We start from the raw sequence: 18,976 nt of genomic DNA, 5'->3' as shown, positions 1-18,976 counted from the left end.
GGTGCCGACCACGCTGACACTGACCGTCAACCCGGGAGGAGGCACTACCGGTCCGCCCCCAATCAGTGGTAATAGTGGACCGGGCAATTACGAGGGTTATTTAGATATAGTCAACTGCAATAGCATTCAGGGATGGATTTGGAATCGGGATAAACCCAATATTCCAATTACGGTGGAGTTTTTAAATAGCACAACAATAATCGGCAATATAGATGCGAATATTTACCGCGATGACCTAAAGAATGCAGGTAAGGGAAATGGAGTTCATGGATACAACTTTTCAGTTCCCCTCTCACTCAAGGATGGCAAAACACACTCAATAAGCGGTCGGGTACCAGGGAGTAATTACATCCTGAAGTGGTCGCCAAAGTCGCTTACCTGCCCCCCCACCGGAAGCCGACAAGGTATTGATGAAAAGGTCGAAATAAGCATGGAACTGAATATTAGCCCCAACCCAAGCCGGGGGCCGGTCGAAATTAGTTATCTGATTGAAGCTGATCAAAGAGCTGACTTGCAGATTGTAGATGTGCTGGGACGGCGGGTATGGGGAAAAGCGGTAATTGGAACGGGGAAAGTAGAGTACGAAATAGTCGATTTAAGCTCTATAACCACTTATTTGTATCTCATTCAATTGAAAACCGCTCGACGAATAATAAGCAAGCGGCTACTTATTAATCGGTAATTTGACAGATTACCTACATGAATCGTTCCGACATTTGTGGGCTCACCTAAAAACAAGAACCTTCCGGTTAGTGGTGTCACTTACTACCGGAAGGTTTTCTTATTTTCAAAAGCTCTACGCTCAATCAACATGCCAATCACGAAGGTTAATACTCCCCAATCTGCCCATCAATCAAAAACCGCTTCTGATCCAGCCACGCCAGTTGCTGAAATCCTTCCATGTGGTAGTGTTTGACCGCGCCGTTTTCGCTTTCCAGCCAGACGTTCCGTTCCGATTCGTAGAGCGAATTCCGGGTTCGTAAGGTCGCTTTAACCAGCCGGGGCTGGTGGGTGACCGAATCCAGCTCGATGCGCAGCACCTGAACGGGGAGCTTTTCACCTGGTTTCAGGGTGTATTCATACGTGAGCGAATCCGGGCGGTTTTTCAGATAACTGGCCTGATACGCCTGCTTGTTGATATCCGCTTGCAAAAACAAATCGAGTTCGCGACTCCAGTCAATGTCCTTCGTCTTTTGCTGCTCTTTCTCGTCGCCAAAACCGGCCTGTTTCAAAACCGTCGGTTGCTGGCTTTTTAACTGACTGATCTGCTGTTCGATATACGATTTTAGGTCGTAATACGTCCCGGCGGGGGCTTCTTTGGTGGGATTGCTGCAAGCGGCTAACGCCAGAATAAAAACGAGTCCGTAACTAAATTTCATCATCCTAAAAAATACCCCCTGACTTTCCAATCAGGGGGAGTGCAATGGTCGTTAGTTGACGAACACCAACCCAAGCCGAAAAGTTTATCTATTCCGCTATCAAACTGTGCCCCGTCATGACGGCGGGTTGTTCGATGCCCATCAGTTGCAGAATCGTCGGGGCAATGTCCGCCAGCACGCCGTTGTTCAGTTTCGGATGAAAATCATTATCAACCAGAATACACGGAACCGGGTTGGTCGTGTGGGCCGTGTTGGGCGACCCGTCTTCGTTGATCATAAAATCGGCGTTGCCGTGGTCGGCGATCACAATGGTCGTATAACCGTGGGCCAGCGCGGTGGTGATCACGGCCTGAGCGCACTGATCGACGGTTTCGGCGGCTTTCACAACCGCTGAAAAAACGCCCGTATGACCCACCATGTCGGTATTGGCGAAATTCAAGCAGACAAAATCCACCTGCTCCCGTTCCAGTTCCGGAATAATCGCGTCGCGGATATCCCTGGCGCTCATCTCCGGTTGCAGGTCGTAGGTCGCCACTTTGGGCGACGGGCACAACAAGCGGCTTTCACCTTCGAACACATCCTCGCGGCCACCAGAGAAGAAGAACGTCACGTGCGGATACTTCTCGGTTTCGGCAATCCGAATCTGTTTTTTACCCGCTTTTGAAACCACCTCCCCGAGTGTATTCGTCAGGTTGTCTTTGTCATAAATGACTTTTACACCCACAAAGTCATTGTCGTAATTGGTCAGTGTGACGTAGTACAGGTTCAGCTTTTTCATGTCCTGCTCCGGATAATCCCGCTGACTGAGCGCCAGTGTAATTTCGCGGCCCCGGTCGGTGCGAAAGTTGAAGCAAAGCACCACATCCCCATCCTGAATCGTAGCCAGCGGTGTTCCGTCGGGATTCGTCACGATGATGGGCTTGATAAACTCGTCCGTCACGCCCTCTTCGTAAGATTGATGAACCGCCGACAACTCCCCACCGACTTCGCAGGTCTCGTGACCAATGCCCTTCACCATCGCGTCGTAGGCCAGTTTGACCCGTTCCCAGCGATTATCCCGGTCCATCGCAAAATACCGCCCGGTGATGGTGGCAATCCGACCTGTAGTCGTTTTCAGATGTGCTTCCAGATCGGCCAGAAAACCGTAGCCACTTTTCGGATCCGTATCGCGCCCATCGGTAAAGGCATGGATGAATACATCCGTCAGGCCTTGCTCATGCGCGACCGTACAAAGCCCTTTCAGGTGTTCGATATGCGAGTGAACTCCGCCATTGGAAACCAGACCGATAAAATGAACTTTCTTGCCGTTGGTTTTGGCGTAATTCAGCGCATCGAGCAAAACCGGCTCTTTTTCCAGCGTATGTTGCTCAACGGCCAGATTGATTTTTACCAAATCCTGATACACAATTCGCCCCGCACCGAGGTTCATGTGGCCCACTTCGGAGTTGCCCATCTGACCCGCCGGCAAACCGACCGCCAGACCCGAAGCCTCCAACTGGCTGTGTGAATAATTCGTATACAGCGAGTCCACGAAGGGCGTATTGGCCGCATCAATCGCCGAAACATCGATCTTTCGGGCAATTCCCCAGCCGTCCAGAATCATTAAAATGACTTTCTTATTCATAATTCGAAATTAACAACATTAGCGGCAAAAGACGCCATTCTCAGGTTAAAGATAACTTAAAATGGCTGGATGGTTGAACAATGGTTTGATGGCTGAATGGTTAAAAATGGTTGCAACGTGGCAAGCCCGCTCAAATTAACCAGTCAACCATTTTTAACCATTGTGCAGTCATCCAGCCATTTTAACTATCAAACCTCAAACGTACCCAAAGCGGCAATGTAGTCTTTGCTGCCGTCGGTAACCCAGGCATCCAGTTGAGCCGGATCTTTCATTTGTTGCCCGCGCATCCGCGGAACGGCAATGTAGCCGCATTGCACATCGGCCAATGCCGACATATCACTCCACAATTTTTCGATCTGCGCCACCGGATAAATATCTTCCTGGCCGTGTCCCCAGCGGTATTTGACATCTTTGGTGGTAACATAGGTCGGAATGCGGTGGGCAACGCTCCGAACGGCTTTGGCGAGTTTAGCGTCGTCGCCGTCCTGCAAATCCTGCCGCGTCAGGCCGAACAGCACCAGCAGCGGATCGATCTGAATCCAGGTCGTCATCGAGTTGTAATAACTCAGATTCAATTCGTCTTCCTCGCGGGGTTGCGCCAGTCCTTCCAGCAAGCGGAGGTTTCCGTTGACCCGTGCCAGTCCTCCCCCCCGATCTTCGATCCGGCGGGGAACCACCTCGAACGTCAGCACATTACGCGATTCCAGGTGATGCCCCAGTGCCGCCGGGTTCACATCCGCACCCAGCGTATCGATGTTGTGCAACATGATGGTTTCCAACTGCGGGTGTTCAGCCAGCAAGCGCGCCAAGGTTCCGTTGCGGAGCAAATTGGACACTTCATACCAGTGGCCCAGGGGCGAAAACCGTTGAGCCGCAATGTTATCGACATAGTCCGAGCCTTCGCCTTTCGACTTGGCCCAGCCAATCATCGTCTGCCGAACGGCATCCCGCACTTTCTGCTTGTTTTCGTCAAGCGTTTCCTGCGGCATTTCCTCCCACATGAACCGCAAATCGCGCTCCATCGGCACAAACCGCTGCCCAATCGAACGGCCCGGCGACAGGTAGGTCGCTCCGGAATATCCAAAATTACGGGTTTCTTCCAGCGTCCGGCGAATTGGTTCGTGCGTCAGGTAACTGGTGGCAACCAGATGGGGAATCAGGCCACCATAGGTTTCGGCCACTTTGCGGGTTTTCGCCAGATGAATTTCCAGAAAACTCCGGTGCCGGCCTTCAATTTCCACAAATGGATTCAGGGCTTTGATTACCCCGGCGCCTTTCGTCCAACGGCTGCCTACACCCGCTGCCAGACTCAAAACCGCTACTTTTCCGGCGCGAATGGCCGCTTCACCGGTTTTGGTTTCTGCGGTCAGTTCGTCCAGTTGAACGATGTCACCCGGTTGTACATCTTCGATAGTCGTTTCAGCCGCTAACCGATTACGGGACAGACCAATGCGGCCTTTTTGCAAATCTTCCCGAATCTCTTCGTGCTGAATGTAATCGAAGCCGTTTTCTTTCTTGATGCGTTCGGCTTTTTCGTTTTCAACACTGCGATTGCTCTGCGAAGTCGGGTCAGACACCTTGAACAGGTTGCTGATAATGGTTCGCAGAAGCGGATAGGCAAGGTTATTTTTCTCGCAATAGGTCGTAAACAGGTCAATTTCTGCCCGCCGGATATACGAAATAGTGGCCGGATCTTTCCGAACCAGTTCCGACACGTGAATACCGTAATATTGCTCCGGCATCAGGGCTTCGGTTCCGGCCTGCAAGGTCGCCCAGGTTCCTTTGTAATTGATGCTCCAGTTATAGACCACCGGTTCCATCGCAAACGGCAGCGAAGCCGATAATTCCGCTTTCGTTTTCCGCAGAATGTCCAGCACCTTCATTTTGTAGTCTTCGTACCCTGCCGGATTGACAAACATGCCCATGCCGCCCCCAGACATCCCGCCCAACATCAAAAAACCGTAGTAATCGTCGCCAAAGGCGGTTTTTGCTTTGGAAATGATTTGTTCGGTAAAATAGGTGGAAGCCCACGGAATGATCGTTTTGATGGGGCCTTCCCAGTTTTTGGCGGTATTAGCCCCCAGTTTCTGAATATCGCCTTCTTTGATGGCCGTCAGAATATTGTCGAAAACCTGGTTGGTTTGTTGCCGGGCATTCCACTCGTTGTCGCCCCGGAGCAGGTATTTTTCAGTCACCATTTCCAGAATCGGGCCGACGTTGGAAGCCATCCCGCCGTGCATCAGCACCAGCGATTTCATGATCTTCTCGCCCATTTCCGGGTGGATTTCCTCGCCCTGCAATACCCGGTGACGTGGTAATAAGGTTCCGCGACTGATGCCGGATTCGGGATCGCCTTCCTGCGCAAACGTGCCCTGGATAGCCTTGATACCGGGCCAAACCCCGCCGGAATCCTGCCAGCCTCCGCCCGAACCGCCAATCCACTCGCCCAGAATGGCCCGCGATGCCACCAGCCGCCGTTCGCTTTCTTCCAAACCGCCTTCCAGTTTCTTCGTCTGACCCGTCGCCCGCATGAGCAGGCTGATGATCGAACCCAACAGATTGGTTGAAACCGCAAACCGGGAGCCTTTCGGAATGTCGTTTACTTTAGTCACCAGCTCAATACCCATGCCCGGCGCGACAATCCGTGACAAAATATCCGGCAACGACTGATTCGTATTTTCGAACGAAGGCGGAATGAGACCAGAGGCAATGACCCCGGCTTTCACCAGACTCAGGTAATCGTTGCCGAAATTGAACAAATCGGCGAGATCGACAATGTCTTTGGTGGTGTTTAAGTCGATGCTCGTCAGGCGTAAAACCGGGTCCGGTATCACGCGAACGTAGCAGTTCAGCGGGGGACGAATATCGGCATCACGGCCAAAAACGCCCAAATCAATCGATATATTGACCACGCGGGCGCCTTCCGGATAATCCATTCCGAGGAAGAAAATATCCGACCAGCCGCTGTGGGTCAAATCCATCCGCACGGACGTCTGTTCGTGCAGAATGGGATAAAAGAGCGAATTCTCCGGGCGTTTCAGCAAGGCCGGATGAATCCGGATCGGGTGTTCTTCGCGGTGGCCGACCCGAAACATCCACTGGTTTCCTTTGCTGGAACGTACGCTTTTCCGAACCTGCCCCGCCAGAATCTGGAACGATAAATGGTGGTAGCTTTCGGCCAGGGCGCTGAACAAAGCCGCATTCGGGCCTTGTTTATCCAGTTCGTGCAAAAAGGTAGCAATAGCCTGTTCGAACCGGCGGGCCAGCAAATCCTCAAAACCGGCGTACGGCACTTTCCCGGTTGTTGGCGTTTCGGGCGTTTCCATCAGGAAAAATCGGAAGCCCGCATACAGGAACAGAATGGCTCTTACTTTATCATATAAACTCGGTGTCGATTTCCGAAATTCGTCGAGCTCCCGCAACAGGCCCAGCAACTCTTTCCCCGACAACCGGCGACTTATTTCGTAAAAAGAACGGTTGCGTTTGGCGGGATCTGTCGAAGTAATCGTCTCTATAAAAACGTTCATATATCAGACAGTTCTGCTGTTTGCTTCGGCCAGTAATTCCACCATTGTCGACAGGATTTCACCATGCGCATCGCCCGCTAATCCCAACGCAATCTGCGCCCGTAACAACCCGTGCTTCCGGCTTAAATCGTAGCGATTACCTTTTACTTCCAGCGCCAGATAGTTCTCCGTTTCAGCCAGTTCCTGAAGGGCGGGCGTCAGTAGAATGTTGGTGCTGTTCTGATCAATGTATTTCTGTAAAATGGAGAAAATCGCGGGGGTGAAAACGTGCATCCCGAAGAAGCACAGGTAATAGCCAGCCCGTAGACCCGGCGTCTGGAGTTCGAGTTCGGCCACGCTCAGGGGCGGTTTTTCGATGATTTTCTCAATCTGATAAACGCCCGAACGGTTAGCAGCCTGCTTGCCCGTCAGCGTTCCGTAGCGACCAATCTGGTGCTCAATGGTCGGATTAACGGCCGAAACCGAGCAGTTTTCCTGCGAAGCCAGTTCCAGCAATTGGGCCGCGCAGCTTTTCAGTTTGAGATTGGAAACATAAAGATAATCTCCCAACAGCAGCAGAAAGGGCTCATTGTTCACAAAATCCCGGGCGCAGTAGACGGCGTGGCCGTAGCCGAGCGGTTCTTTTTGTTCGGCAAACTGAACCCGATCCAGCAAATGATCGATTTTCTCGGCTTCTTTCTTGGCCCAGTCGACCCCTTTGAAGGAATTGAAAAGATTATCGCGCAGGGAAGCAAAGGCTTTGAGATAGCGATCACCGTCGCCGGGGGCACAAACCACGCACAATTCTTCGATTCCGCTGGCAAACGCTTCTTCAGCAATAATCTGGATCACCGGTTTGTGTAAACCGTCGGTATCGATCACCGGAAGCATGGCTTTCTGAATGGTATCCGCAACCGGATAGAGCCGTTCTCCACGGGCGGCCGCCGTAATCACCGCTTTTTTAATTCTCATCATTTACAAAGCTAATTTTAAGATGGTATATCGTTGAGTAGTCCTACAATCAGGTTCAATCTAAAGAAAATTAGCAGACTAAAAACCACATGGTTCATCAGACCTATTTTATTGAAATTTTTTCTTTATTTCATAAAACTATCCGCGACGCTGGGGAAGATTATCAAGTGCGTTATTTCTTTTTCGCTTCCGTTGCCGACGGTTTTAGCGCGTGTTGCTCCACGAGGTAATTCAGTAAGTTTTCGCAGCAACGGGATACAATCTGATAGACTTGTTCAAAAACCGCAGCGTCTTCGTAATACGGGTCGGGGACACTCAGCCCATTCGGCCCGGAATCCGGCTGGGGATCGAATTCGCGCAGTAAAACCGTGTTTTCTTCGCTGTAAAGTCCGGTGCTCCGGTGGCTGAAATACTGAATGGCGTCATAATTCGCTTCGTCCATGGCCACGAGGTAATCGAACTGTGACAAATCCTCCCCCGATAGCTTGCGGGCGCGGTGCGTGAGCTTAATGCCGTGTTCGAGGGCGTTTTCACGGGTTCGGCGGTCGGGCAGGTCGCCAATGTGGTAGGAAGATGTGCCGGCCGAGTCGCACTGAATCGACGTTTCCAGGCCCCGTTCTTTGATCAACTGCTGAAATACGCCTTCCGCTATGGGTGACCGACAAATATTTCCCAGACAGACAAAGAGAACGTTTATCATACGAATGCACTAGAAAGGATGAACGCTGGAGAGCCGCCCGTGCCGTGATTCACCCTTATTTTTCGATGGGTTCATTTTTCTCATTCACCAGCACGTAAACATCCTCATTGGGCTTTTTCATGAGGTAGTTTTCGCGGGCGTATTTCTCCTGCAAACGGGGATTGCCCAGAATAGACTGGCGCTGAATTTCTACTTCCTTGATTTTTTCGTCGTAATAGACCAGATCCGTCTCCAGATCGCCCAGTTTCAGGCTGTTGCGAACCTGAGAAATGATGTCGTTGGCATCAAAAAACAGCATCCAGATTAACAATCCCACACCCGTTGCGAAATAGAAGTTTTTGACGACTCGGAGGATTTTCGTAAGCATGGGATTAAAGAAAATTACCCCAATCCGAACCGTCGGCCCGAATTGGGGGTAAGAACGATTACATTTTAATTCCGGGGAAATACGCGATTTCGCCCAGTTCCTCTTCAATGCGAAGCAACTGGTTGTATTTCGCCATCCGATCGGAACGGGACGCCGAGCCGGTTTTGATCTGACCCGTATTCAGGGCCACGGCCAAATCAGCGATTGTTGCATCTTCTGTTTCGCCGGAACGGTGCGACATGATGTTTTTATACGAATTGCGTTTCGCCAGGTTAACCGTATTGATGGTTTCAGTCAGCGAACCGATCTGGTTTACTTTCACCAGAACAGCGTTGGCAATTCCCTGATCGATGCCCTGTTGCAAACGCGTAACGTTCGTCACAAACAAGTCATCCCCAACGAGTTGGGTTTTCTTTCCGATCAATTCGGTTTGTTCCTTCCAGCCACTCCAGTCGTCTTCAGCCATGCCGTCTTCGATGGAGATGATCGGATATTTGTCAACCCACTCTTTCCAGTAGTTTGCCATTTCGGACGAACTGAGTTTGTCGCCCGTCGATTTTTTGAAATGGTACGTTCCGGATTCGGCATCGTAGAACTCCGACGCAGCGGCATCCATCGCGATGTAAATATCCTGACCGGCGCGATACCCGGCTTTGTCGATGGCCTGCAGAATGATCTGGATAGCCTCTTCGTTCGATGGAATGTTGGGAGCAAAACCGCCTTCGTCGCCCACGTTGGTCGACATGCCTTTGCTCTTCAGTACTTTCTTCAGCGAGTGGAACACTTCCGTTCCCCAACGCAGGGCTTCCGAGAAGGTCGGTGCACCAACTGGCATCACCATAAATTCCTGGAAATCAATCGAATTATCCGCATGACTACCACCGTTCAGAATATTCATCATCGGAACCGGCAGTGTGTTGGCGTTAACACCACCAATGTAACGGTATAGCGGCAAACCGGCTTCCTGAGCAGCGGCTTTGGCAATCGCCATCGAAACGCCCAGAATGGCATTGGCACCCAGACGACCTTTGTTCGACGTACCATCCAGTTCAATCATAATCCGGTCGATCATGCTCTGATCGAACACCGACGATCCTACCAGTTCCGGGAAGATCAGTTCATTAACGTTCTGAACCGCTCTCAATACGCCTTTACCGACGTACCGTTTCGGATCATCGTCGCGCAATTCGACGGCTTCGTGTGAACCGGTCGAGGCACCCGATGGAACGGCCGCACGGCCCAAAAAACCGTTTTCGGTACGAACATCGACTTCCACCGTCGGATTGCCTCTCGAATCCAGAATCTGTCTGGCATGAATGGACTGAATAATACTCATTGTGTCTGAAAAAGTTAGTTAGTATTCTGTAAACGAAAAGGAACCAGTGCGCAGAAAATTCCCTGGAGATTCTTGAATGACACTGTTACCATTTGCTAACAATCGGTTATAGCACGATTTTTGCCATACAAAGTAAGTGATTTTTTCGGTTTGTAGGGAATGCCCGATGAATTAAGCCATTCGGTATTACGCAATTATTACCCGACGATTTGACCATCCGGCCCACGTGTTCGTGGTGTCTCAGCGGGAAATGAGGTATGCAGATTTTTATGACGCCCCTACGGAACCCACGGGTCTTGCTGCTGGTGTTTTATTTGAGTAGCCAAACCCTGGCTGGTGTGGCTCAGAAAAACCGTGTCTACACGGCCCAGGCTGGCGTCATGGATCTTTCTTCCCACTCCTATGGTGCTTCGGAACCGGTATCCCTCGTGGGCGACTGGTTTTTTAAATGGAACCAATTTGTCGATTCAGCCCGCGTCGCCACGAGCCAAACCCTGATACCAGTGCCCGGAAACTGGCATTCGTATACCGGCAGTTCCACCTTGTTTCCCCAGGATTTGGGCCACTGCACCTACGGGCTGCGGATTATCCTTCCCGATTCAGGAAAAGTATGGTCGTTGCGCCTGCCGCCAATCCGAACCGCATATACCCTCTACGTCAATGGTCAGTTGGTGGCTCAGACCGGCCAGGTGGCAACCGACCGGACCATGAAACCGGAAATCAACGCCAAAGCCGTCTCATTTCTGGTTCCGGGCCAGGAAGCATTCCTGTTGCTGCACGTATCCAACTATTATTTTGCCTACGGGGGCATCTGGAAAAGCCTGGAATTGGGTAATCCGGCGGTCATTTCACAAAGCCGGGAACGAAGCCTGCTGATTTCTTCCTTCATCGTTGGCGCTCTTTTAATCATTGGGCTGTACCACTTTGTGCTCTATGCACTTCGCCGAAAAGACCGGGCACCCTTGCTGTTTGGCATACTGTGTGTACTGGCTGCGTTTAGGGAGAATTTCAATTCGGAGAGTCTGTTTTTTCTGGTTTTTCCCGAAGCAGACTGGGTACTGGCCAACAAAGCACTTTATAGTGCCTTTCCGATTGGAATCATCGGCATCACGCTCTACCTGCAATGCCTGTTTCCGGGTGCCATTTCGGCCCTGGCCCGAAAAAGCATTTTCGCGCTGAACCTGGTTTTTCTGGCGCTGGTGCTTCTTACTCCGCCCCCGGTCTATGCGGCCTGGGGAACCCTGATCAGCCCCCTTGCTACGGTTGAATGCGGTTATTTTTTCTGGATTGCCTTTCAGGCTACCCGGCAAAAGAAAGAAGGCGGTTTTATCCTTTTTTGTGATATGATCCTGCTGACGGCCTGTGCGATCAACGATACCCTGTATCAGGCCGGTCTCATTCACACCTATTTCCTGCTTTCCAGTGCCGTCGTCATTTTCACCCTCTGTCAGTCGTTGTTGCTGGCAATCCGTTTTTCTACGGCTTTTAAGCGGACGGAAGCATTGACGGTTGAACTGAAGACGGCGAACCAGCTCATCGAACAAATGGCCCTGAAACGGCAGGAAGCCGACCGGCGCAAGGAGGTTGAAGAAGTGAAAAACCGGTTTTTCTCCAACATTACCCATGAATTCCGGACGCCACTTACGCTGATTATCTCCCCCATTGAGCAACTGCTGCCCCCGCCGGGGAAAGGGTTTTCCGTTGAAAATTCCGTTCTCCAAAATACGCTGACGACCATTCACCGCAATGCGCGTCAATTGCTTCAACTAATCAATCAATTGCTGGATTTGTCAAAACTGGAATCCGGCAGTCTGACCATCCAGGAATCACAAGGCGATGTGGTTCATTTCCTGAATGATCTTGTTAATTCATTCCGGATAACTGCCGAAACCAAACGGATTCAGTTGACTTACCAACCCGGCCCTCTTCCGGACCAACTGCTGTTCGATGACGACAAATGGGGAAAAATCAGCTATAATCTGCTTTCGAACGCCTTGAAATATACGCCCGGCGGAGGTTCGGTGGAAGTCAAACTAGGTGCCGAGCCGATGCAGGCGGCTGGCTACCTCATCTTGCGGTTGTCGGTTTCCGACACCGGAACTGGTATTGCGCCAGACCAGATTCCCCATATTTTTGATCGCTTTTATCAGATCGACGACTCCCGAACCCGCTCTTTTGGCGGAACCGGCATCGGGTTGGCTCTCGTCAAAGAATTGACGGATCTGCTCAATGGCACGGTCAGGGTGGAAAGCGAGGTCGGCAAAGGCACCACAGTGACCGTCGAGTGTCCCGTTCGTCTTCCTTTTGCCGAACATCCAACGCTGAACCCAATCACATCTCAGACGCTTTGGCCGGAAATACCGCCCCCGTTTGTTGCTCCATTGCCCGACAAAACCGCTTCCGTCAATGAAACGCTCCCGCTCATCCTGGTCGTGGAAGATAACCCGGCCCTGCGCCACCTGATTGCAGCCGGACTTTCCAATACCTACCGGGTCATTACGGCGGCCAATGGGCAGGAAGGATGGCAATTCTGCCAGGCCGAATTGCCCGATCTGGTGCTGAGCGACATCATGATGCCGGAAATGGACGGGCTTCAACTCTGCCGGCTTGTCAAGCAAACTCCCCAAACGGGTCACATTGCCGTTATTCTGCTGACCGCCAAAACCGCTTCCGAAAGCAAACTGGAAGGTCTGTCGGTGGGTGCCAACGATTACCTTACCAAGCCCTTCGATCAGCGGGAATTGCAGCTCCGGGTGGCTAACCTGATCCACTACCAATCGACGTTGTGCAAATTTTACAACCTCCAGTTCAGCAAACCCCAAACGACTGCGCTACCAGCTTACGAAAACGCTTTCCTAAGTCACCTCTACCAGGCCCTCGAAAAGCACATCGACGACGCCAAACTATCGGTCGAAGACCTTGCCCTGGAAGTGTCGATGAGTTCCAGAACCCTCAATCGCAAACTGACGACCATGCTGGGCATGACGGTCAGTGAGTTCATCCGTAATTACCGCCTTCGCAAAGCCGCCGATTTGCTAAAAGCCGGCTATCCGGTTTCTGAAACCGCCTATATGGTTGGTTTCGAGAGCCCTTCCTATTTTGGTCAATGCTTCAAGGATCTCTTCACCTTATCGCCCTCGGAATACATTCGGAGTGTATTGTCTGAAAATTGAGTGTAATTGTCCGAAAATTGCGAGTCTGTTTGTGGCAAAATCATGAATATTGCAGCCTACTATTTTCTCTGTTCTGATCATGCATCTGTGTACGAGCCATCCACCAATGGCTCGTACATGCCATTTTTTTCTTTCTATATGGAGCATTTATTCGCTGAATCGAACACGTGGGATATAGGCATTGATCCATCCCTGGACATCCCTTCCGAGGAAACTTACCAACGTTATCTGGTCAATTTACATTACCAGACCATCGAATATCAAAACTATTCGGCCCGGTTTTCGCCCAAGCGGACGGCTAAAATCCAGTGGTTTTCAACCGACATTGCCCTGGCTTAAAGATAGCTCCAGATCGGGCTGCGGCTCTGGTTTTTGATCCGGCCATAGGCCTTACAAAGCGGATACATGACCAACACGACCACTATCCACACGCCGTAGGTCAAACCGAGTGATAAACCGTGGTTCGGCACCATCCCGGCGGTTTTATTCTGGAAATTAATGTCCCACCACGGAATACCGTCCAACAGCAGAAGAACAATCGCTAAGACATGAATAATGAAGAAATGAACCACGAAATAAAAGAGGGGAACACGACCATAGACAACGAAAAACTGCATCCAGTTTGCTCGTTTGCCTTCCAGCCAGCTCAATAGTAAGATGGCCGGTCCCAGCGTGATCAGTGTATAGAGCAACGACGGCGGATATTTGGTAAGATTGATAAAAGAAAAAAAAGTGAATAACGGCATTTTCTGCACGGCCCACGGAGCAGGATCACCGTAACTATTCAGGGTGCGAATCAAAATAAAAAGCGATATAGCACCGAGTCCGATCCACTTAAGCATTCTTTGGCGCTTCTCAGGCCCAAAATCAGGGCGGAACAATTCCCCCAGACAATATCCCAGAATTATAATTCCGATCCACGGAAGCACCGGGTAACTCGTAAAGGCGATCCGACCCGGACCCATGGGAATTGCATTGCGCTGATGCAGCATCGACCAGATGATGTTCATCGCGGTGCCGGGTTGAAAGGCAACATCGTCCAGGGCATTATGCCCGAACAAAATCAGCAGGCCAATCGCTAAAAGTATTCTTTGGGGCAAAAATAGCAGCCCGCTTAAAATCACCATGCCGAAGCCCGTTGCCCAGACGACCTCCAGAGCGGTTACGGAGAACGTGAGATCGAACCAGATAGTCAGGTTAACGACGGTTATATCAAAAACCATTAACCATAGCCCGCGCGTCAGCAGAAAAACGCTCAATTCTGGTCTTGTCTTTTTCCGGCTCATGAGGTAAGCCGACGTTCCGGCCAGAAAAACGAAGGTTGGCGCACAGAAATGGGTTATCCAGCGCGTCAGAAATAAAATTGGTGTGGTGGTATTTAAATCCGTGGCGTTGTAAAAAAAGCCGTTGTAATGGATAAAATCCCGCGTGTGATCCAGGGCCATGATAACCATCACGATACCCCGCACCGCATCGATGCTCAGGATGCGGGCTGCTACACGATTCAGAGGCAGGGTGGCCGTAACTGACATAGGATGAATGGCTTAATTTACGCACAAGTTAGTTTTATGCGTAAACAGGAGCAATACACCGCCGGCAATAGGCATAAAAAAACCGGCCAATGACCGGTTTTTCATTCTTATCGTGCTTCGACTTCGATCAATTTCACAAAGTCATCGAATAAATACCGGGAATCGTGGGGGCCGGGTGAAGCTTCCGGGTGGTACTGCACCGAGAAGGCCGGGCGGTCTTTCCGACGAATCCCTTCGATCGTTTTATCGTTCAGATTGATGTGCGTCAGCTCAATATTCCGGTTATCCAGCACTTCATCTGCCCGTACGGCGAAACCGTGATTTTGGGACGTTACCTCACACAAGCCCGTAATCAGGTTTTTAACCGGATGATTCAAACCCCGGTGACCATTGTGCATTTTATAGGTCGTAATGCCGCTGGCCAGCGACAGAATCTGGTGTCCGAGGCAAATGCCAAACAACGGTTTATCGGTTTCCAGCGCCTGCGTTACGGTTTGAACGGCGTAAGGCATCGCAGCGGGGTCGCCGGGGCCGTTGGAAATAAAATAACCGTCCGGGTTCCAGGCATTAATTTCTTCAAAAGGCGTTTTGGCCGGAAAAACCCGGCAGTGCGCCCCCCGGCTTGCCAGGTTGTTCAGAATGCTTTTCTTGATTCCCAGATCCAATACCGCTACTTTAAAGTCAGCCTGGCTGGTATCACCTACTTCGTATATCTTTGGGGTACTCACTTCCGACGAAAGCTCCAGGCCTTCCATGTCCGGAATCTGGTGCAGCCGATCGAGCAGAACAGCCGGGTCCAGAATTTCGGACGAGATAATGCAGTTCATGACGCCTTTATCGCGAATGTGCCGCACCACCTGCCGGGTATCGATCCCACTGATTCCGACAATGTTAGCCCTTTCAAAATACTCCTGCAAGGAGGTATCAGCGGTATGTCGTGAATGAATCTGCGAAAAGAAATTACAGACCATACCCCGGATCTTTACACTGCCAGATTCTTCTTCATCACGATACTGAACCCCATAATTTCCAATGTGTGATGTTGTATTAACAATCACCTGACCGTAATACGACGGGTCAGTATAAATCTCCTGATAGCCGGTCATGCCCGTATTGAAGCATATTTCACCACCTGCCGTCCCGATTTTGCCGAGGGCTGTTCCTCTAAACACGGAACCATCTTTCAAAACCAGTAAAGCATCTGGTTGCTGAACCTGTTTCATGTAATACGTTGGAGTTATTGAGTTAAAAAAAAGGGTTAACCCGTTACGGTTAACCCTCTGTTTCTTATTTGAGTTCGTTTTTCACAAGTATAAATTAACTAGCTCGACCGCCTTTTAATTCGTCCTGCAACGTTTTTAACTCATCAAATTTACCATCACGCGCCAGAGCAGCCTGTTGTGGCCATGTCTCCGGGGTATGCGTATTGAACTGGGAGCCAGCGTTATCAAGAATTTCCTTGATGGCTTCCGGTGTCATGTCGGCTACCTGGGCGAACGTCGTCACACCGGCTGCAACCAGCACTTCAGCGATTTTCGGGCCAACGCCTTCGATCAGAGCCAGATCATCAGCGGCTGCTTCCGGGGCTGCTTCGACAGCGGGAGCGGTTTCGGTTTTTGCTTCAGCTACCGGTGCGGCTGCAACGGTTTCGTCGGCTTTCCGGCCACCCCGACGACCACGACGGGTCCGGGTTGCTTTTTGCTCGTCAACGGCAGTCAACATGGTTTCGTTGAAGTCTACCAGTTCGATGATACACGTTTCGGCGTTGTCACCCAACCGGTTTCCCAGTTTGATGATCCGGGTGTAGCCACCCGGCCGGTTCGAGATTTTGTCAGATACGACGTTGAACAGTTCTTTCATCGTCTCCTTGTTCTGGAGGTATGAGAAAACAACCCGGCGGTTCTGATACGAATCGTCTTTGGCGCGGGTCAACAGGGGTTCAACATATTTCCGCAGTTCTTTCGCTTTGGCAACAGTCGTCTCGATGCGCTTGCTCAGAATCAGCGAGGATGCCATGTTCGACAGCATTGCCGTCCGGTGTGAATGGGTCCTGCTAAGGTGATTATTTTTTTTACCGTGTCTCATGGTATCAGTCCTCGTCTAATCTGTATTTGGTAATGTCCATGCCGAAAGTCAGGTTCTTTTCGGCCACCAACTGTTCCAATTCAGTCAGCGACTTCTTACCGAAGTTTCTAAATTTCATCATATCTGAAATCTCCAGTTTCACCAGATCGCCCAGTGATTTTACATCGGCAGATTTCAAGCAATTGTAAGCCCGTACGGACAAATCAAGATCAGCCAGCGGAGTTTTCAACAACTTCCGCATGTGCAGCATTTCTTCGTCAACCACGTTATCTTCTTCTGCTTTCGCGGTCTCAAACGTCATCGTTTGATCGGAGAACAGCATGAAGTGTTGAATCAGAATGGTAGCTGCGCCTTTCAGGGCTTCTTCCGGGTGAATGGAACCGTCGGTTTCGATGTCCAGCAACAACCGTTCGTAGTCGGTTTTTTGCTCAACCCGCGTGTTTTCAACGCTGTAACGAACGTTCTTGATCGGCGTATAAATGGCGTCGATCGGAATGTGTCCGAAAGGCAGTTCGTTGGCACGTGGTTCGTCGGCCGGCACATAGCCCCGGCCTTTCTCCACGTGAATTTCCATTTCCAGTTCACGCGTATCGTCGATGTGACAGATTTCCAGTTCAGGATTCAGTACTTCAAACGACGCGCTAAATTTTGATATGTCGCCGGCCTTTAACACCGACTGATTTTTGATCGTAACGGTAATTTTGTTGTCGACCATGTCCGAAACTTTCTTAAACCGAACCATTTTCAGGTTCAGGATAATTTCGGTAACATCTTCAACGACGCCTTCTATGGATGAGAACTCGTGCAGTACGCCAGGGAATCGTACGCTGGCAATGGCATAGCCTTCCAGCGATGACAGCAGGATTCTCCGCAACGCATTCCCTATGGTCACGCCATAGCCCTTTTCGAGTGGCTTGAACTCAAACAACCCGTGAAAGTCGTCAGCTCGCTCCATGACAACTTTATCGGGCATTTGGAACGCTAATATTGACATACGAATTTGTTTTTAACCGTTCAACTAATGAAATGTAGTTTATGGGTTTGGGTTTATAGTTTACGGTGTATCACGCAGTGAGAACCATAAGCTATAAACCGTAAACTATAAACTATTACTTAGAATACAATTCAACCACCAGTTGCTCGTTCACGTTTTCAGGAATCTGATCGCGTTCCGGGTAGGTGGTAAACACACCCTGCAACTGTTGTTGATCCCATTCCAACCAGTTGTAGCGCTTCGGATTCCGGGCCGACAGGCTGGTTGTCACGGCTTCAAGTGACTTCGATTTCTCACGAATGCTGATCAGTTGACCGGGTTTCAATGAGTAAGAAGCTATATTGACCACTTCGCCGTCAACGGCAATGTGTTTGTGAGAGACTAATTGGCGGGCAGCCCGGCGGGTTGGGGCAATGCCTAGACGGTAAACCGTGTTGTCCAGGCGTGCTTCGCAAAGTTTCAGCAGGTTTTCACCGGTGATCCCTTGTTTAACAACGGCCCGGTGGAACAAGCCCCGGAACTGACGTTCCAGAATACCGTAGATGTATTTTACTTTTTGTTTTTCCTGCAACTGAACAGCATATTCCGACTGTTTCCGTTTCCGGCCGCGTCCGTGTTGTCCGGGAGCGTAGGCTTTCTTTTGCAGGGCTTTGCTGGGGCCGAGAATCGGCTCACCAAACTTGCGGGAAATTTTGGCCTTGGGGCCTGTGTATCTTGCCATTTGTACTGAGAATGAATAACGAAAAACGATGAACAGACACAACCCAATGTCGCCTGCCCGTATTCATTAAGTGAAGCGGCTTGCTCGATGCAATCCGCAGAATTGAAAGTACTGATTAAACGCGACGGCGTTTCGGAGGGCGGCAGCCGTTGTGTGGCAGTGGTGTAATGTCCTTGATGGACATCACTTCAATACCGGTGTTCTGGATCGTCCGGATGGCAGATTCACGACCGGAACCGGGACCTTTCACGAACACTTCTGCCTTGCGCATTCCCAAATCGTGGGCTACGGTAGCACAGTTCTGAGCGGCAGTCTGAGCAGCATACGGCGTGTTTTTCTTGGAGCCTTTAAAGCCCATTTTACCGGCCGATGCCCACGAGATTACCTGTCCCGAGCTATTCGTAATGGAAATGATAATGTTATTGAACGAAGCCCGGATGTGTACCTGACCAACGGGTTCAACCACTACTACCCGTTTTTTCGCTTTGTCTTTGCGTTTTGCCTGAGCCATTTCTAGTTGATCGTTTAACGTTTAACGTCTAAGGTTTAAAGCATTTTGCGAAAAACCTTAAACGTTAAACCCCAAA

General features: G+C 50.6%; 16 protein-coding genes. 3 read left to right on the top strand and 13 right to left on the bottom strand.

The annotated features are described in order from the left end of the window. The coding region (locus FH871_RS19925; RefSeq protein ID WP_138993112.1) for a T9SS type A sorting domain-containing protein at nucleotides 1-682 on the top strand (682 nt) is incomplete at its 5' end. Nucleotides 683-827: 145 nt separating this feature from the next. Here FH871_RS19925 and FH871_RS19920 read toward each other — a convergent pair. The 7 genes from FH871_RS19920 to eno form a co-directional block, all read right to left on the bottom strand. Beyond that, nucleotides 828-1,382 carry a hypothetical protein gene (locus tag FH871_RS19920; protein WP_138993111.1) on the bottom strand — a complete coding sequence of 185 codons (555 nt, stop codon included), beginning with the start codon at nucleotides 1,380-1,382 and terminating at the stop codon, nucleotides 828-830. Nucleotides 1,383-1,467: 85 nt separating this feature from the next. Then, the gene (gpmI, locus tag FH871_RS19915) at nucleotides 1,468-3,003 is read right to left on the bottom strand and encodes a 2,3-bisphosphoglycerate-independent phosphoglycerate mutase (RefSeq protein WP_138993110.1); all 1,536 of its coding nucleotides are present in this window, start codon (nucleotides 3,001-3,003) and stop codon (nucleotides 1,468-1,470) included. A 188-nt stretch (nucleotides 3,004-3,191) separates the two neighbouring features. Continuing rightward, the gene (locus FH871_RS19910) at nucleotides 3,192-6,530 is read right to left on the bottom strand and encodes a UTP--glucose-1-phosphate uridylyltransferase (protein ID WP_138993109.1); all 3,339 of its coding nucleotides are present in this window, start codon (nucleotides 6,528-6,530) and stop codon (nucleotides 3,192-3,194) included. A gap of 3 nt (nucleotides 6,531-6,533) precedes the next feature. Then, nucleotides 6,534-7,484 carry a UTP--glucose-1-phosphate uridylyltransferase gene (locus FH871_RS19905; RefSeq protein WP_229317412.1) on the bottom strand — a complete coding sequence of 317 codons (951 nt, stop codon included), beginning with the start codon at nucleotides 7,482-7,484 and terminating at the stop codon, nucleotides 6,534-6,536. Between the two features lie 169 nt (nucleotides 7,485-7,653). Beyond that, on the bottom strand, nucleotides 7,654-8,181 hold the full coding sequence (locus FH871_RS19900) for a low molecular weight protein-tyrosine-phosphatase (RefSeq protein WP_138993108.1): 528 nt from the start codon (nucleotides 8,179-8,181) through the stop codon (nucleotides 7,654-7,656). 55 nt (nucleotides 8,182-8,236) lie between these two features. Continuing rightward, on the bottom strand, nucleotides 8,237-8,548 hold the full coding sequence (locus FH871_RS19895; protein ID WP_138993107.1) for a septum formation initiator family protein: 312 nt from the start codon (nucleotides 8,546-8,548) through the stop codon (nucleotides 8,237-8,239). 58 nt (nucleotides 8,549-8,606) lie between these two features. Then, complete coding sequence (gene eno / locus FH871_RS19890) at nucleotides 8,607-9,884, bottom strand: phosphopyruvate hydratase (protein WP_114406359.1); 1,278 nt, start codon at nucleotides 9,882-9,884, stop codon at nucleotides 8,607-8,609. Between the two features lie 269 nt (nucleotides 9,885-10,153). Here eno and FH871_RS19885 point away from each other — a divergent pair, with 269 nt between their 5' ends. Both FH871_RS19885 and FH871_RS19880 read left to right on the top strand, forming a co-directional pair. Further along, a complete protein-coding gene (locus FH871_RS19885) occupies nucleotides 10,154-13,057 on the top strand; it encodes an ATP-binding protein (RefSeq protein ID WP_171062892.1) in 2,904 nt (967 codons plus the stop codon). 138 nt (nucleotides 13,058-13,195) lie between these two features. Next, nucleotides 13,196-13,396 carry a hypothetical protein gene (locus tag FH871_RS19880; RefSeq protein ID WP_138993105.1) on the top strand — a complete coding sequence of 67 codons (201 nt, stop codon included), beginning with the start codon at nucleotides 13,196-13,198 and terminating at the stop codon, nucleotides 13,394-13,396. Here the strand turns inward: FH871_RS19880 and FH871_RS19875 are convergent. The 6 genes from FH871_RS19875 to rpsK form a co-directional block, all read right to left on the bottom strand. Further along, the gene (locus FH871_RS19875; protein ID WP_138993104.1) at nucleotides 13,393-14,589 is read right to left on the bottom strand and encodes a DUF1624 domain-containing protein; all 1,197 of its coding nucleotides are present in this window, start codon (nucleotides 14,587-14,589) and stop codon (nucleotides 13,393-13,395) included. The genes FH871_RS19880 and FH871_RS19875 overlap by 4 nt on opposite strands. A gap of 107 nt (nucleotides 14,590-14,696) precedes the next feature. Beyond that, on the bottom strand, nucleotides 14,697-15,812 hold the full coding sequence (gene carA, locus FH871_RS19870) for a glutamine-hydrolyzing carbamoyl-phosphate synthase small subunit (protein WP_138993103.1): 1,116 nt from the start codon (nucleotides 15,810-15,812) through the stop codon (nucleotides 14,697-14,699). A 94-nt stretch (nucleotides 15,813-15,906) separates the two neighbouring features. Beyond that, entirely contained in the window at nucleotides 15,907-16,674 is a 768-nt protein-coding gene (gene rplQ, locus FH871_RS19865; RefSeq protein WP_138993102.1) for a 50S ribosomal protein L17, read from the bottom strand. A 4-nt stretch (nucleotides 16,675-16,678) separates the two neighbouring features. Further along, on the bottom strand, nucleotides 16,679-17,668 hold the full coding sequence (locus FH871_RS19860; RefSeq protein ID WP_114406365.1) for a DNA-directed RNA polymerase subunit alpha: 990 nt from the start codon (nucleotides 17,666-17,668) through the stop codon (nucleotides 16,679-16,681). A gap of 115 nt (nucleotides 17,669-17,783) precedes the next feature. Beyond that, a complete protein-coding gene (gene rpsD, locus FH871_RS19855; RefSeq protein WP_114406366.1) occupies nucleotides 17,784-18,389 on the bottom strand; it encodes a 30S ribosomal protein S4 in 606 nt (201 codons plus the stop codon). Nucleotides 18,390-18,504: 115 nt separating this feature from the next. Next, nucleotides 18,505-18,900, bottom strand: a complete 396-nt coding sequence (gene rpsK, locus FH871_RS19850; RefSeq protein WP_114406367.1) for a 30S ribosomal protein S11 — start codon at nucleotides 18,898-18,900, stop codon at nucleotides 18,505-18,507. Nucleotides 18,901-18,976: the final 76 nt, after the last annotated feature.

Origin of the sequence: Larkinella sp. C7, assembly GCF_006149005.1 — a bacterium.
Taxonomy (GTDB): domain Bacteria; phylum Bacteroidota; class Bacteroidia; order Cytophagales; family Spirosomataceae; genus Larkinella.
Note: the sequence above shows the minus strand (reverse complement) of the source record. Positions and strands in the feature narration are given on the sequence as shown.